Raw genomic sequence first — 15,743 nt, forward strand, 5'->3', positions numbered from 1 at the left:
CCTTTTTTGTTACTCGAGTGCTAGTTAAAGTTTTTTTCATTTTGAACTTTTTTAAGCTGCTCTTTCTTAATGCGACGCGACTTAATAACATCACTCACATCACTACCTATGTGGGCTTCGCCACGCTGTTTTGACAGCTGTACCTGACGCTCACGCTCTAAAAAGCGCTCCCGTTGTTTATCGGTGACATTGTCAATGCAATGGGGACAGCTAACGCCTTGTTCAAACTGCGGTGATGCCTGCTCTGCCGCTGTGATAGGCATACGGCAAGCGTTACATTGATCGTATTGACCTTTTTCAAGATCATGGTTAACTGCGACGCGATTATCAAACACAAAACACTCACCTTGCCACAAGCTTTCTTCCTGCTTCACCTCTTCAAGGTATTTCAAAATACCACCTTCTAGATGGTAAACATCATCAAAGCCCTGCTCTTTTAAATATGCAGTCGACTTTTCGCAACGAATTCCGCCAGTGCAAAACATGGCAACTTTCTTATGCTTAGCAGGGTCAAGGTTTTGCTTAACGTATTCAGGGAACTCTCTAAAAGTGCTGGTCTGTGGGTCGAGCGCATTTTTAAAGGTACCAATTTGCACTTCGTAGTCATTACGCGTATCAACTAAAAGCACTTCAGGATCAGCAATTAGTGCGTTCCAATCTTTTGGCTTAACATAAGTACCAACCACTTTATTAGGATCAATACCTTCAATCCCCATTGTCACGATCTCTTTTTTAAGCTTTACCTTGGTGCGGTAAAAAGGCATGTCGTCGTCAAAAGACAATTTATGGACGATGTTATCAAGCCCTGGCTGAGTGGCTAACCATATGAGCAATGCATTAATTGCAGCTTGAGAGCCCGCAACCGTGCCATTGATCCCTTCACTTGCTAGCAATAATGTGCCTTTAATGCCTGACTCTTCCATCACAGTGAGTAATGGCTTTTGAATATTTTCAAACTCAGGCAGAGACACAAACTTATACAGGGCACAAACTACAACCTTTGACATACAAACCTCTTAATACTGCTCGCTGAAGCTTCATCTTCAGTGCATTTAGAACTGCAGCGGCAAAGTGTGAGCCGCCGCACAAAATAGAGCGCGAAGTCTACCTGAATCACACCGTAACAAACAGGTACAAAAAGTAAGGTTAATAGTGTTAGTTTAATTCGTTGCCCTAACCCAGCATTATCAAAAAAACGAATAATGATTGTTATTTAGCTTGAGCCAGTTAAAAATAGCAGCATAGTTTTTATTCACAATAATAATATTATGACCCTACCAACACTGTATTCATTTAGGCGTTGCCCCTACGCGATGCGCGCTAGGCTTGGCCTAGTTCTCGCAAACAAAACAGTTAGCTTGCGAGAAATCGTGCTGAGACATAAGCCGGAGGCGATGCTTTTAGCCTCACCCAAAGGCACTGTGCCAGTGTTGATTTTACCCAATGGTGAAGTGATTGAAGAAAGCATTGAAATCATGAGCTGGGCACTGGCGCAAAACGATCCCAACGACCTGCTATTAACAGCGGCTAGCAACAAACATGAGTCAGCAAAAGCACTGATTGATTATAATGATCAGATCTTTAAAGGCTGGCTAGATAAATATAAATATGCCGACCGCCATCCCGAATACAGTCAGCAATATTACCGTGAACAAGGCGAAGTGTTTATAGCCCAACTTGAAAACCTATTAAGCAAACACCCTCAACTTTTGGGAACAACGCCCTCTATAGCCGATTACGCCATCTATCCTTTCATCAGGCAGTTTGCCCATGTCGACAAAGTCTGGTTCGAGCAATCGGCTTATAAAAATGTGCAACTATGGCTAGCGGATCATCTTCAAAGTGATGAGTTTATAACGATAATGAAAAAATATCCGACCTGGCTTGAAAGTGAGCAATCGTTTGTTTTCGGTAAGTAAATATTATCGGTCAAATAGTCTTTTTGCTCGGTAAATGCTTTTACAGATATAGTGCAGTCTTCAAAAAAGGCGCTACAGCTCCTTTTTTGAAACAATCTCGGCCAACTTATTGCTTGTAAACTTTGCCTGCTTTCATCACAAAATCAACATCTAATAGCTGTTCAATATCTTGTAACGGACTGGCATCAGTGGCAATGATATCAGCGTATTTACCCACTTCAATTGTCCCGAGCTTATCGCTCATGCCAATTAAGTCTGCGCCGTTAACAGTGGCAGATTTTAAAATATCTGCGGGCGTCATCCCCGCCTGATACATCAGTACCGCTTCTTGGGCATTAGTACCGTGTTTTGATACCCCACTGTCGGTACCAAAGGCGATGTTAACCCCCGCTTTATAGGAGCGAGTAAAATTATCAAGCATGTCTCCGCCTACCTTTATCGCTTTAGCCTTAACCGCTTCAGGCATAAAATTAGATGTATGTGCCATATCAACCACAGTGGCACCTGCAAGCAGTGTCGGGACCAAATACGCACCGGTTTTCTTAAACAGCTTAATCGATTCTTCATCCGCATAACTTCCATGCTCAACACTATCAACCCCCGCTCTTAGCGCGGCATTAATACCCGCCGCAGCATGTGCGTGACTCGCCACTTTTCTACCCAGTGCATGCGCTGTCTCAACGATCTCTTTTAGCTCATTATCTGTCATCTGCTGACCCGTGCCAGTGCTGGTGTTGGATAACACACCGCCAGTCGAGGCCACTTTAATCGCATCAGCGCCATACTTAATGGCTTTGCGAGTCATCTTGCGGCATTCAAAAGGACCATCACATAGCATTTTAGATGATTTCATCGCCAATAGATCTGGTGCCATGCCATCGGCATCTAAGTGGCCGCCAGTAATCGAGATCCCAGCGGCAGCAATAATCCGTGGCCCTTCTATCCAGCCTTTTTCTACACCATCACGTAGCGCATACATCTGCTCAGGTTCGCTTAAAAGGTCTCGCACAGTCGTAAAACCAGACATTAAAGTCGTCTTTGCGTAATGCACACTTTTCATAGCGACATCAGCATCAGACAACTTCACGGTGTCAGCGGTATTATCAGGTCCGAGTTCCATCTGTAAATGCACATGCATATCCATTAAACCGGGCATCACAAAATAGCTGGAAAGATCTATAAGTGTTGCATCGCTCGCAAAGGAAGATGCAGGTAGTAAGCCTTTTTTAACCGTGGTAATCACACCATCTTCAACCACAACAGTATAGTTTTTTAATGGCGCTTGCCCCGGTATAGATAGTAACTCTCCAGCATGAATAACCTGAGTGTTCGCCATTACGGATTGACTTAGCAAAGCTGATACAGCCATAGAAACAACGGCGAGTTTACTCAATAGCTTTAGGATTTTATGGTCAATTATATTCATCATGCCATCGTCTTTAGTTATATTAATTACCTATGTATACCCAATCTATCTAAAGATTGCATCAAAACATAAATACAAAACTCATATTACTACCATGGGAATTGTCACCATCAATAGCCCGCCCATACTCCAATTAAAATAGCGACGTCGTTTAGCCGAATTCAATGTGTTTTTTATCGCGGCGCCCAAAATGACCCAGGTAAACGATGCGGGAAAGCCAACAATATTGAATACCAGTAAACCCAAGATGGCACTCGCCCAGTAAGCATCTCCACTCACCGTAAACGCAGTACAAAGGGTGATTGTTGCCATCCAGCTTTTAGGGTTAATCCATTGAAAAAGAGCGGCCTCTTTCATCGACATCGGCTTTCTATCAGCCGCTTTATAATCTGTCTCCACTGGCATATTCACCACTCGATAGGCCAAATAGACAAGGTATAACACTGACGCAGCCTTTAGAGCACTATGCAATACAGGCCAAGTTTGAAATAGCCCTCCTAAGCCTAATAAAATAGCGATATGCAACAAGGTTTGTCCGACACGGATCCCCATGATATGTGGTAGCGTTCGTTTGATGCCGAAGTTAGCGCCTGACGTGGCCAGCAATATATTATTGGGCCCCGGCGTCATTGTCATCGTCGCGCAAAAAATTGCAGCTGACACCATTAAAGCCAACATAGAATCCATTTAATCTCTCCCACCCCTTTAAAATTGTACGCGTACAATTATTGACACACTAACCTTACACAGCGCATAGTAATCAATACAAAATAGAGATCAATGGTTTTATTGTCATGGGTACAATTTGGGTTCCAACACTTGAAAACTACAAAGGACCTTTGTATGTTCGTCTTGCCGAAGCTGCGGAAGATGCAATTAATAGCGAGCTATTGCTGGCCAACAGTAAACTTCCCCCTCAACGACAACTCGCAGATATCGTTGGCGTAACCATTGGCACAGTAACGCGCGCCTATGCTTTACTAGAGCAACGTGGCTATGTGTTTGCCAAAGTGGGCGCCGGTACATTTGTAAAAGGCCGAGAGGTTCAATCCAAATCTCAAGCTGCCAATTTTGCCACCTGTGAACAACCTTTAACGAATCAGACCAGCATCATTAGTGATGCTCTCAGCCAATTGGCGAAAGAGCCGCATAACATCAGTCAGCTTATGCAATACCATGCAGACCCGCTACCGCAGCATCAACTCAAATTCAGCCAATGGTTGCATGGACGTCAAATACCGCAAACCTGTGATCAAATCGTTTTCTCCCATGGAGCACAGCAAGGCATATTTGCCGTACTGAATGGATTGATGAATGCCGGTGAAACCCTGCTATGTGAAGACAACTGTTATCCAGGCATTAAAGTGGCAGCGCAGCAACTCAGCCTCAATATAGAGAAGGTATCACTGACTCAAGATGGTTTAGCCCTTGCAGAGTTGAAGCAGAAAATGATCCGCTATCAACCTAAAGTGCTTTACCTTACGCCTAATAATCAAAACCCAACCTGTATCCAATACAGCTTGCAGCAACGGCAAGCCATTATCGAACTTGCACGTCAATATGACGTCATCATCATCGAAGACGATGTAAACTACAGCCTGCCTGTTGAGTGGCACACGCCAATGTGGTGCTTAGATCAAGCATCTGCTCAAGATGAGATGCAACAAAAAGTGGTTTATCTATCCAGCCTATCAAAGCTGTTTTGTGGCGGGTTACGTCAAGGCTTTCTGCTCTGCCCTTTGCCCTTGCTGGCTAAAATAAAACAGGCGCTTTATAGCCAGTGTTGGATGGTGTCACCACTCAATACCGAGCTTGCCTGCAAGATCATAGGCAATAAGGCGTTCATGGGAGATCGAGAGCAGCAAATAGCTAACAGACAACGTCTGTGCATCGCTATGGGCGAGCGTTTGAACCTAAGTCAAACCTGGCGTGGGCTCAACGGTTGGCTACAACTTTCTTTACCGCTTAAATCTCACCATGTAGTTGCCGCATTGGCTGCTGAAGGGATACTCATTCGTGATGGGGATGATTTTGATAATCGCCATAATCATATTCGATTAAGCATTGGTGGCACATGCGATGAAACAGAGTTTAAAAAGCAGTTAGCGCTAATTGAATCCACGATATTGAAACTGAGTCAAAGCAGCTACTCATTTGTGTAATCCAGCCTCTAGATACAGGGCCTGCATGCTGTGCTCGTTCAGTCGTGCAGCCGAAGAGCTGCTATATCTAAAGGAGGCCGAATTCTTTGCTATTGAGTTTGTTTAGTATTGCTAAAGAAACCTGCATTCTAACTGCGCAGCACTCAAAGTAGGGAGGCAAAGAGTAAGAGTGGGCTATCTTTTCTACGTAGGGATTTAGGTTTAGTGCTAAGAATAAAAACGCCGCGATTAATCGCGGCGTTTTTGGCTACTGGCTTGGCCCTAATCTAGGGCTTGAACAAACCTAGGGCGCTGACTTGGCTTGTATGCTGACCTCCACTCTACGATTTTGTGCATTGGCGGCTTCATCAACTCCTGTGACTTTAAGCCTGGTCTCACCATAGGCACGTATGACTTTAACCTTTAGCCCGTGTGTTTTTGATAGGTGTTCAGCAATAAAGTTTGCACGACGCTCAGAAAGCGTCTGATTATAGGCTTGTGCACCGCGCCGAGACGTGTGGCCAGTGATGATGAACTCCACCCTCTTATTAGTCCACTGGCTGATAAAATCATCTAATTGCACTAGTTCTTCATCTTGCGGGACACTGCTATCACGAGCAAACTTGACCAGCATCATTTGCTGCTGAGCGATTGCAGGTAGCAGATTTGGTGCAGCTTTTACTACCGCAGCTTTTACCACTGTAGGCTCAATGACTGCAGGATCCGTAATGGCTGTAGAGTTCGCAGTTGTGGCGGCGGTATAACTGCTGGTTGTAGACTTAGCATCACCAAAGTAATACCTGATCCCTAAGCTAAACATATTTGTTGTATCTTGCAGATTAAATCGTTGCCACTCTAGATTAGCTTCCCATTTAGGCGCTAGACGCCAACTGACACCAAGACCGTAATAGAGATCGGTTCCTTTTTCAGTATCACTGCCAACGAGTCCATCAATGGGTTCGTGTGTATTATATTGATCCTCCCAGCGTAAAGCGCCTAGACGTCCCTGTAGGTCGATATCTTGCATTATCGGGTAGTGCAATAACATGGATAAACCAGGGCCTCTAGCTGAAACAGGGTGAAGTTTCTCTATCTGCTCATAAAACGCTAACGGGTCGGCAACTTCACCGGCAAAACTCGCATCCACCTCACCCAGTTCAATGAACTCCAAAGCCAACGAAAAGTAGTCGTTGAAGCGGTAACCAGCGCCAAGTTTCCACCCAAAACGCTGTTCATTAATATCGGTAAGGTGAGCATCGAAATCCACAAGACCTGCATTGATACGATCTTCACTTCCTGAAGATGTCACCATGCCTAAGTCACCGGAAACAAACCAGCCTTGGGCTGTTGGAACAGTTTGTGCCTCTTCAGTAGCTTGAGCCGCTATAGGTTGCATTGCTGAGGCCAGAGCGACCCCAGTAAGTGCCAATGCTTTACGGTTTTTTACCGCTTTACGTCGGCTAGCAACCACGCTCGCCGTCAGTAACAGATATAACCAATTTAGACTGCCGCCAGAGTTACTGGCATCTTTATCTGAATTCACAGGTGCAACGCTGTGAGAGATAGCGACGCCACCAGGATCGACAATGCTCGCATTCACTATGCCATCGGCATCATTAGGCCCACCATCTTCAATATTTACCTGTACACACCAATCACCCTCGTTTAGGCCTGCACGATAGCTGCTCTCACCAGGAGGAGGACAATATCCAGGCTCACCTAGGGCTGAGCTCAAGGAGTTGTTTGCATCTTCGGTGAAATGAATCCATTGACCGTCGATAAACTTACGGTAAACCCCATTTGCGGGGATCTGTACGCGCTGTGGCATAACGACCTGTACAGATTGACCGGCAATAGGTAGGTTGTGGATCTCAAAGTTGAAAATCCCCCCCACATTGCTATAGCTATCGGCGATAAGATCATCACCTTCAACGGCAATATCATCTGCAGTTATCTGCACGCCGCCATGCTCACCGAGTAATGCGTAGTCTCCTAATCGGCAACTGACGCCAGGGTCACACTCAACCAGATAACCTTGCTGATTCGCTGCTCTTTCAGGGAGCACGTTAGACTCTGCAATGACATCTAGGTAATCGGGAATACCGTCGGAGTCTATATCTCTATAGCCCTCCTCTCGGTCAGAGATCCCATCGTTATCACTGTCACCTAAACCTAAAGTCGGCAGACTAGACTTTAATAACAGCCGGTGTTCAGCCTGTGTCTTCAATGCTGGCTCGCCATCATCACTTACAGAAATAGCGATGGTGAAGACACCCGGAGTTAGCCCGGCAGGATCGAAGCTAAACACCTCAGGATCGGAGGACAGGTTAATAATACTGTCATCACTGAACTGCCACTCTAACTGATGGCTATCTGTGATATTTAGGTCACTCACTAGAGCATCTATTGTGACTAAACCGTCGTCACTTGCTAATTGTGTCCGCTGAATACCATTTTGGTTAACAGTTAATTCAACCTTAGGTGCAAGGTTACCCTCAACAATTGTGATCAGATGGCTTTGCTTGTTACCCATGTTAAAATCGCCATCGAAGGTCAATTCGATAGTTTCACTGCCCTCGCCATCTACTTCATCATCAAAGATATTGATAGTGATACTCGCTTCAATCCCCTCTTCAATAACCAGTACCCCAGACTCAAGGTCGTGATCCTTGTCAGTAGCGGTACCTGATACTAAGTAGCCAATCTCCAGCGGGTACACAGGTGATGGACCGTTAAGATGAACTTGAACTTGTATCTGGTTATCCTCTGTAACGGTTTGATCTTTTGCGAATGTAATTAATGGATGCACATTAACCGTTTGCTCTGCCTGACTGGTGTTACCGGCTGCATCGGTTGCTTCCCAAATCACCTTTGTAATACCAGGTTCGAAAAATGGTAGGCCATCAATCAGTGATGTTGGCTGTGGCTCGCAGCAGCTGACTTTAACACCTTCGAGATAATCGAAAGCCTCAGCACTACCCAATTCAACCTTAGTAAATAGCGCGTTTGCATCCACACTGACATCCGCTGGTAGCAGCAATTCAGGCGCAACATCATCAAGAAACGGATCACCACCATTGAGACACTCTTCACCGTTGGTTATGCCATCACCATCGCTATCAGCATTTGCATCTGCCGGATCAAATGGGTCCAGTTGACACAAGAGTTCATTACCATCAGGTAGACCATCACCATCGCTATCTTTAGCGATCACCTGAATGTTAAAGGCATCTAGCGCAGCTGTTTCAATACCGTCAGTGACTGATATGTTAATCGGTCCATGTGAGCCCACATCGCTAAACTCAGCAATCCCCGTTAGCAGCCCCGTTTTTGCATCGAGACTCAGCCAGTTTGGAGCCCCTTCTACAGAGAATACCAACTCATCATCAATATCTAAATCACTAGCCACTGGCGCAAATTGATAAGCTTCGCCTTCCATAACTTCTATGATTGGCGTTCCCTCAATCTCAGGAGCATCATTTTTAGGCTTCACTGTAACGGTCACTATTTCCGAAACTTCAGCACCTTGGCCATCAGTGACGGTATAGGTGATCGTATCTACACCATGGAAATTTTCATTCGGTGTAAAGACCAGTTTGCCATCGACAATCGACACTGTGCCGTTTTCGGCCGCTGCGTGAATAAGCGTAATGGTGCCACCGTCGATATCCTTAATATTATGGATGACATCGATAGTCACACTGTCATCTTCCATCACTTCAGCAGTGCTAGGCTTTGTATCAGGTGCATCGTTAACACTATTGACAGTAACCGTGACAGTAGCGTTGGCTTGCCCTCCTCTACCATCCTCGATGCTATAGATAATGGTATCTATTCCATAATAATCAGCGTCAGGTTTATAGAGCAGTTTATCTGCCGTAATACTCGCCTCACCATTATTTGCACTTGCAGAGACTAAGGTAAGCTGGTCATCGTCTTTATCTGTATCGTTACTTAACACAGCGATAGTAACGCTGCTATCTTCATCTACAATAGCAATGTCATTGGCAGCTTCTGGCGCATCATTAACATTGACAACTTCAATGTTAAACGCTGCTAAGCTGGCACTGAGACCACCGCTTTGGCGGTCGCGTACCGTAATCACAATGGCAGCGGAGTTACCGATATCATCGTTGCTTGGGGTGCCGCTGATCTGACCCGTTTGCGCATTGAAACTTGCCCACTGCGGCAGTCCAGTCACGCTGAAATACAGGTTGTCGCCATCGATATCAGCAGCTGTTGGGCTGAAACTATAGCTTTGGTCTTGATTGACTGTAGTAGTTGGGCTTCCAGTAATTGTTGGCGCATCGTTAACATTGACAACTTCAATGTTGAACGGCGCTAAGCTGGCACTGAGGCCACCGCTTTGGCGGTCGCGTACCGTAATCACAATAGCAGCGGAGTTACCGATATCATCGTTGCTTGGGGTGCCGCTGATCTGACCTGTTTGCGCATTGAAACTTGCCCACTGCGGCAGTCCTGTCACGCTGAAATACAGGTTGTCGCCATCGATATCAGCAGCTGTTGGGCTGAAACTATAGCCTTGATCTTGATTGACACTGGTAGTTGGGTTACCTGTGATGGTCGGTGCATCGTTAACATTAACAACTTCAATATTGAACGGCACTAAGCTGGCACTGAGACCACCGCTTTGGCGGTCGCGTACCGTAATCACAATGGCAGCTGAGTTACCGATATCATCGTTGCTTGGGGTACCGCTGATCTGACCCGTTTGCGCATTGAAACTTGCCCACTGCGGCAGTCCAGTCACGCTGAAATACAGGTTGTCGCCATCGACATCAGCAGCTGTTGGGCTGAAACTATAGCCTTGGTCTTGATTGACACTGGTACTTGGGCTTCCAGTAATTGTTGGCGCATCGTTAACATTGACAACTTCAATATTGAACGGCACTAAGCTGCCACTGAGACCACCGCTTTGGCGATCACTTACCGTAATCACAATAGCAGCGGAGTTACCGATATCATCGTTGCTTGGGGTGCCGCTGATCTGACCTGTTTGCGCATTGAAACTTGCCCACTGCGGCAGTCCTGTGACGCTGAAATACAGGTTGTCGCCATCGATATCAGCAGCTGCTGGGCTGAAACTATAGCCTTGGTCTTGATTGACACTGGTACTTGGGTTACCTGTGATAGTCGGTGCATCATTAACATTGACAACTTCAATATTGAACGGCACTAAGCTGGCACTGAGGCCACCGCTTTGGCGATCACTTACCGTAATCACAATAGCAGCGGAGTTACCGATATCATCATTGCTTGGGGTGCCGCTGATCTGACCCGTTTGCGCATTGAAACTTGCCCACAGCGGCAGTCCTGTGACGCTGAAATACAGGTTGTCGCCATCGATATCAGCAGCTGCTGGGCTGAAACTATAGCCTTGGTCTTGATTGACACTGGTACTTGGGTTACCTGTGATGGTCGGTGCATCGTTAACATTAACAACTTCAATATTGAACGGCGCTAAGCTGGCACTGAGACCACCACTTTGGCGATCGCGTACCCTAATCACAATGGCAGCTGAGTTGCCGATATCACCGTTGCTTGGGGTACCAGTGATCTGACCCGTTTGCACATTGAAGCTTGCCCACTGCGGCACTCCAGTCACGCTGAAATACAGGTTGTCACCATCGATATCAGCAGCTGCAGGGCTGAAACTATACAACTGGCCTTGATTGATCTGGGTACTTGGGCTGCCGGTAATCGTTGGTGCATCATTAATTTGATTGATCGTGACTGTGACTATCGCTGTATCTGTTTCATTCTCGGAGTCACTCACTGTGTAACTGATGGTATCTACACCACTAAATTGGCTATTTGGCTGATACAAAAGTTTGTCATTGACTATGTTCACACTGCCATTTGTGGCGCTAGCACTGGTGATAGTCGGCTTGCCATCTTCTGCATCAGAGTCATTTGACAATACATCAATAGTCACACTGCTATCTTCATCAACCGTTGCAGCGTCATCATTGGCAATAGGAGCTGAGTTACTCTGTTGTGGCCCCTCATTAATAACATGTTCAAAGCTTGTTTCATCAATATCCTGTTGAATCGGCACGCCGTTATCAATGTAAAATATGCTCGCTTTGATGGTATAGGTGCCACTGGCCAATGACAGATTATAATTTGAGGTGACATCCAATCGTTTCTGTTCACCTGCACTAGCAGAAAAATCATGACTATCAATGCTTGTTGCTGATTGATCCGGCGCTATCAGGCTTACTTCTAGCCTGAAATTGCCATCGCTTTTTATCGATACACTCGATGTGGTGTCAATACTTACTGTTGAATTAGCAATACTGTAGTCTACAATATTTACTTGAGTTGTTTCGGCATGCTCCCGTGAGCCGCCATCGATCAATAATTGACCCCAGTCAACAGTAACCAGCCATCCACTGCTTGGTTCAACGATGACACTGTTGTTATTTTGTTGTACGTATTCAAGAGGCAGATCAAAAACCGTGGTGCTCCACTTATTGTTCTCTCCACTCAGATAACCTAGGCTATATCCATTGAAGAATACTTCATCTAACTCCCCATATTCCTCATCTACGTCATGGCCATAGATAGTTAATTTAGCATCGCCAATAGGCAATTCACCACTAAGATTAATGTCAAAGCTAATGGTTTCTCCATAACCTCGTCTATCATCTAGTGTCGGGCCGGTATCGGTAATATAGGTAGCACCGCTTTGTGCATATGCAATGCTAAAGGGAGAGCCGATACACGAAAGTAAAATCGCACTCGAAATTAATGCCCGCCTATCAGTAAGACGGAATTTTGTTATATTCATTTAAGTCTCATTTATAGTTATCTAATCTCTGCCAACCTAGAGTGATTTTCAGAAATATTAATGACCAAATTTGTTATTCGCATACTTTTGTGTATTTCATGAAAAAGTAATCTAATTAGCAGTTACAGAAAATTAACTTCTACTAGAAAAATTGGGATTTAAATATTGATATGTCCCAAGTAAAGTCAGAAACCCCTTCAGATGTGTAGCTTGATATTTAAGCGCTTAGGCAAAACATACATAACGATAACCAAATACACACACCTCGAAACCAGAAACACCAAAAAAACAGCTGCGATCACAATTCAACAGCATGTTTTACATGAAATAAACAATACTCGCAACATCTCAGTGTCAAAAAATTGACCCTTTGACGGTGGGGTTCTTCACAGTATTGCTGTGCAAACATTAGACATTATGGATTTAATTAAGAGTTCTATACTGGCGGGGTGCGCTTATATAGATTAAACGACTAAAAATTGGTGCTGAATATTTATAAAGTAATAGAGAAAGTCATATGTAGAGATACAAAAGTTTAAAATGAAAAATTTTAAACTTATATTAAAAGTTTAATGCAGATTTGAATAACACGGTGTTTTTAAGCTACCTGGCACTTTTTGATTAAATTTTAAACTGCGGTTGTGTTTCAGGAGCTTTGTCTTGATTCAATATTATTTTTTGCTTCCCAGTCCAAGGTAAGCCAGCATTTTTAGGTAAACCGTTTTCAAGGTTTTCTGCCTGCTTTTGCTCAAGAGTCTTTTTAACCTTAGGTTGCTTTTTAGCTGGATGTTTTATGAACTCCAATGTGGAAAACAAAGCCCTGATAATTTCAGGACTATTGTAAGGAGATTCTTCAGGTAGAGCTTCACCTGTTAGTGGATTTATACCATTAGCTAAAGCTTCAATGATCTTTAAGTTTGTTTCCATACTATTTTAAAACGCCATTATTTGAAAAGCATATAACGTCTTAGTATTTGTGAGTTCCACTGTCTGCGAGGCACAAATCGCTCGTTGGGTTTGGCCGCTGTCGCATCTACACTGGGTTATAAAAGCGCAAATACTTAGCATTTCAGTTTTAAGCTTTTAAACAGGAAATTGTAGTTTTTCAGTAAACGTCACGACTTAAACACATTTAAAGAAACTCGCAGAGCCTAATCTCCCCCGCTGGAAATTTTGCTTTTTAAATTTCGCTGGGGCGCTGAGGCACTTCTTTTGTAATGTTAAGAAAAATGGGCAAGCGCTTGCCCATTTTGGGTCTGGTGGGCTAAGCGCCGCGACGTTTCTTTATTCAAAGTTAAAGCATTGCTTGACTCATCAGCGACAAAACCAACGATAGTGCTTTTTAAAAAATGTCACTAAAGACCGAAGTGACGTAAGTTGCTCACATCTGCTGATCGACTCTAACGTAACCTTTGAGGTAAACCACTCTAACGTCATCATTGATGTTAAAAATCATCCCTTGATCTAAATCTTGGATCACCATGACCTGTTCACCTGTGTCTAAGGTAATCATCATCTCTACTAACTTAAGCTCTTGATAGTATGAGTTGTCACCATAACGGTTACCAATGCCAGCCCCTAAAAGTGCGCCCAAGACAGTTGCGACATCTTGCCCCGAACCGCCACCGAATTGATGACCAATAACACCACCAATTAATGCACCACCGAATGTCTTCCAACCGGTATTTTGGTCTTCAACCAACTGTTTCTCCGTAATGTTTCTCACAGAAACCACTTGGCCGAATTCGACTTTTTCAACAGGTACTGCCTGATTACGATCATAAGGGGCCGCACTGAGCTGAGGAATGCTCAAAAACAGACTGATAACCGTAAAAACAATAAGATGAGGTTTCAACATATGCATTTTTCCGCTAACTTAAAGGTATGTACATTGCCTAATTTTACTCAATTGTGAACTCACTGTCTTATTTAAATCAAGATCAACACGATTTCCCACCACCAGAGCAGGCGTTAAGCGATCCTAATGGTCTACTAGCGGTTGGTGGAGATCTGCAGCCTCAAAGGCTGTTAAACGCTTACTACAATGGTATTTTCCCTTGGTTTAACCAAGATGATCCTATTTTGTGGTGGTCTCCCGATCCACGCGCTGTTTTTGTGCCCGGTAATTTAAAAATACCCCGCAGCTTAGTTAAATACCTTAAAAAACAACCATGGACTTTTAGCATTAACAAACAGTTTGCAGCTGTTATCAGCGGCTGCGCAGCCCCACGAGCAAAACAAGATGAAACCTGGATTTCAGATGATATCCAGCAGGCTTATCTTAGCTTGCACCATCAAGGCCATGCTCACTCGGTTGAGGTGTGGGAAGATGACACTCTTATTGGAGGGCTTTATGGCTTAGCTATAGGGCAAGTTTTTTGCGGCGAATCGATGTTCCATCTTCGCACTAATGCTTCTAAAGCTGCTATGATCTTATTACAGCAACACCTGATACGGTGTGGTTTTAAACTCATTGATGCACAAGTCGTTAATCCGCACTTGGACAGCTTGGGCGCAAAATCAATAAAGCGAAAAGACTTTCTCGTACTGCTTAAGCACCTAAGAGATGGCAAGGTTGCTCCTGACAGCTGGTTAACTGCAGAGGTACTGATTGAACTCTAACTCTAGATCTATCACGGTTGGCAGAACCAAAACCTTTCCTTGTAGCTACCTTGAGGAGCAACAAGAGCAACTCATGGTATTACAAGAGGATATCATTGATGTCGGCTTGTTTGAGCAGCTACTGGCGTTAGGTTTTCGTCGCAGTAGTAGTATGATCTATAAACCACAATGTCCTCACTGCAGCGCGTGTTTACCGATTAGACTTGAAATTGATCAATTTAAACTGTCAAAAAGGCAGAAACGCACCCTAAAAAACAATCAAGATTTAAGCTGGAAAATAGTTGACCATAAAACAGACGAGCAATATGCCTTATATGAACGTTATGTTAATACACGTCACCTAGACGGCCCAATGTACCCTGCCACTCCAGAGCAGTACGATAGCTTTGCCACAGCAAGCTGGACACAGCCTGTATTTATTGAGCTCTCTATCGCAGACAAACTTATTGGGGTTGCAGTCACAGATGTACTACCGAACAGTCTATCTGCGATTTATAGCTATTTTGATCCCGATGAGCATAAGCGCTCGTTAGGAAGTCTGCTAATATTACTGCAAACCAAGATAGCTAAGATGATGCAGAAACAGTTTTTGTACTTAGGCTATCAGATTGATGAGTCACGAAAGATGAATTACAAACGAGACTATCGTCCCCACCAAATTCTCACGCATTCAGGCTGGGTTACAGAGATTAAGATCAAAAACATAAGCAATTAACTTATAACGACGCTACAGCCGTGATTCACTCAACCTTTTCTTTACAGCGACGTGAATTTGCGGCATGATACGCCCGTTTTTAATATTTGAAGGCTAAACAGGATAA

The 15,743-nt window shown here is 44.3% G+C and carries 10 protein-coding genes; 4 read left to right on the forward strand and 6 right to left on the reverse strand.

All coding sequences use genetic code 11. The annotated features are described in order from the left end of the window. Positions 1 to 20: 20 nt before the first annotated feature. Complete coding sequence (gene trhO, locus JK628_RS13535) at positions 21 to 1,007, reverse strand: oxygen-dependent tRNA uridine(34) hydroxylase TrhO (RefSeq protein WP_202285163.1); 987 nt, start codon at positions 1,005 to 1,007, stop codon at positions 21 to 23. 261 nt (positions 1,008 to 1,268) lie between these two features. Between trhO and JK628_RS13540 the strand changes: the two genes are divergently transcribed. Beyond that, positions 1,269 to 1,919: a glutathione S-transferase gene (locus tag JK628_RS13540; protein WP_202285164.1), complete on the forward strand. Its 651-nt coding sequence runs from the start codon at positions 1,269 to 1,271 to the stop codon at positions 1,917 to 1,919. 106 nt (positions 1,920 to 2,025) lie between these two features. Here JK628_RS13540 and JK628_RS13545 read toward each other — a convergent pair whose 3' ends face one another. After that, positions 2,026 to 3,288: an amidohydrolase family protein gene (locus tag JK628_RS13545; RefSeq protein ID WP_443020011.1), complete on the reverse strand. Its 1,263-nt coding sequence runs from the start codon at positions 3,286 to 3,288 to the stop codon at positions 2,026 to 2,028. A gap of 138 nt (positions 3,289 to 3,426) precedes the next feature. Next, a complete protein-coding gene (locus JK628_RS13550) occupies positions 3,427 to 4,032 on the reverse strand; it encodes a LysE family translocator (protein WP_202285165.1) in 606 nt (201 codons plus the stop codon). A gap of 107 nt (positions 4,033 to 4,139) precedes the next feature. Between JK628_RS13550 and JK628_RS13555 the strand changes: the two genes are divergently transcribed. Continuing rightward, a complete protein-coding gene (locus tag JK628_RS13555) occupies positions 4,140 to 5,507 on the forward strand; it encodes an aminotransferase-like domain-containing protein (RefSeq protein WP_202285166.1) in 1,368 nt (455 codons plus the stop codon). Positions 5,508 to 5,790: 283 nt separating this feature from the next. On the opposite strand, the gene JK628_RS13560 is transcribed toward JK628_RS13555, so the two are convergent. The 3 genes from JK628_RS13560 to JK628_RS13570 form a co-directional block, all read right to left on the reverse strand. After that, positions 5,791 to 12,300, reverse strand: coding sequence for an Ig-like domain-containing protein (locus JK628_RS13560; protein ID WP_202285167.1), 6,510 nt, complete (start codon positions 12,298 to 12,300; stop codon positions 5,791 to 5,793). Positions 12,301 to 12,921: 621 nt separating this feature from the next. Next, positions 12,922 to 13,227 carry a hypothetical protein gene (locus JK628_RS13565; RefSeq protein WP_202285168.1) on the reverse strand — a complete coding sequence of 102 codons (306 nt, stop codon included), beginning with the start codon at positions 13,225 to 13,227 and terminating at the stop codon, positions 12,922 to 12,924. A gap of 454 nt (positions 13,228 to 13,681) precedes the next feature. Beyond that, positions 13,682 to 14,158, reverse strand: a complete 477-nt coding sequence (locus tag JK628_RS13570; RefSeq protein WP_202285169.1) for a glycine zipper 2TM domain-containing protein — start codon at positions 14,156 to 14,158, stop codon at positions 13,682 to 13,684. 53 nt (positions 14,159 to 14,211) lie between these two features. On the opposite strand from JK628_RS13570, the gene aat reads away from it, so the two are divergent. Together aat and JK628_RS13580 are read left to right on the forward strand one after the other, a co-directional pair. After that, on the forward strand, positions 14,212 to 14,922 hold the full coding sequence (gene aat, locus JK628_RS13575; RefSeq protein WP_202285170.1) for a leucyl/phenylalanyl-tRNA--protein transferase: 711 nt from the start codon (positions 14,212 to 14,214) through the stop codon (positions 14,920 to 14,922). Next, entirely contained in the window at positions 14,912 to 15,637 is a 726-nt protein-coding gene (locus JK628_RS13580) for an arginyltransferase (RefSeq protein ID WP_202285171.1), read from the forward strand. The genes aat and JK628_RS13580 overlap by 11 nt, the downstream gene beginning before the upstream one ends. Positions 15,638 to 15,743 lie beyond the last annotated feature (106 nt).

The sequence above is a fragment of the Shewanella sp. KX20019 genome (assembly GCF_016757755.1).
Taxonomy (GTDB): Bacteria; Pseudomonadota; Gammaproteobacteria; order Enterobacterales; family Shewanellaceae; genus Shewanella.